Below are 1,420 nucleotides of genomic sequence, written 5' to 3' on the forward strand. Positions count from 1 at the left end.
TCAAAACTGGATAATGTAAGTTTGGCAAGTATGCTTGAATCATTTGGTTAAGTCCTCGAACGATTAGTATCCGTCAGCTCCATGTGTCACCACACTTCCACCTCGGACCTATCAACCTGATCATCTTTCAGGGTTCTTACTAGCTTGCGCTATGGGAAATCTCATCTCGAGGGGGGCTTCATGCTTAGATGCTTTCAGCACTTATCCCGTCCGCACGTAGCTACCCAGCTATGCTCTTGGCAGAACAACTGGTACACCAGCGGTGCGTCCATCCCGGTCCTCTCGTACTAAGGACAGCTCCTCTCAAATTTCCTGCGCCCACGACGGATAGGGACCGAACTGTCTCACGACGTTCTGAACCCAGCTCGCGTACCGCTTTAATGGGCGAACAGCCCAACCCTTGGGACCGACTACAGCCCCAGGATGCGATGAGCCGACATCGAGGTGCCAAACCTCCCCGTCGATGTGGACTCTTGGGGGAGATAAGCCTGTTATCCCCGGGGTAGCTTTTATCCGTTGAGCGATGGCCCTTCCATGCGGAACCACCGGATCACTAAGCCCGACTTTCGTCCCTGCTCGACTTGTAGGTCTCGCAGTCAAGCTCCCTTGTGCCTTTACACTCTGCGAATGATTTCCAACCATTCTGAGGGAACCTTTGGGCGCCTCCGTTACTCTTTAGGAGGCGACCGCCCCAGTCAAACTGCCCACCTGACACTGTCTCCCACCCCGATCAGGGGTGCGGGTTAGAATGTCAATACAGCCAGGGTAGTATCCCACCGATGCCTCCACCGAAGCTGGCGCTCCGGCTTCAAAGGCTCCTACCTATCCTGTACAAGCTGTACCAAAATTCAATATCAGGCTGCAGTAAAGCTCCACGGGGTCTTTCCGTCCTGTCGCGGGTAACCTGCATCTTCACAGGTACTATAATTTCACCGAGTCTCTCGTTGAGACAGTGCCCAGATCGTTACGCCTTTCGTGCGGGTCGGAACTTACCCGACAAGGAATTTCGCTACCTTAGGACCGTTATAGTTACGGCCGCCGTTTACTGGGGCTTCAATTCGCACCTTCGCTTGCGCTAAGCGCTCCTCTTAACCTTCCAGCACCGGGCAGGCGTCAGCCCCTATACTTCGCCTTGCGGCTTCGCAGAGACCTGTGTTTTTGCTAAACAGTCGCCTGGGCCTTTTCACTGCGGCTCTTCGAGGCTATAAACCTCTAATGAGCACCCCTTCTCCCGAAGTTACGGGGTCATTTTGCCGAGTTCCTTAACGAGAGTTCTCTCGATCACCTTAGGATTCTCTCCTCGCCTACCTGTGTCGGTTTGCGGTACGGGCACCTTCTTCCTCGCTAGAGGCTTTTCTTGGCAGTGTGGAATCAGGAACTTCGGTACTCTAGTTCCCTCGCCATCACAGCTCAGCCTTAT

General features: G+C 53.9%; 1 rRNA gene. It reads right to left on the reverse strand.

What is annotated here, in order from left to right:
• Positions 1-43: 43 nt before the first annotated feature.
• A 23S ribosomal RNA gene (locus tag AC4D4B_RS19445) occupies positions 44-1,420 on the reverse strand; the annotation flags it as partial.

It is taken from the genome of Pradoshia sp. Z6_59, assembly GCF_058267515.1.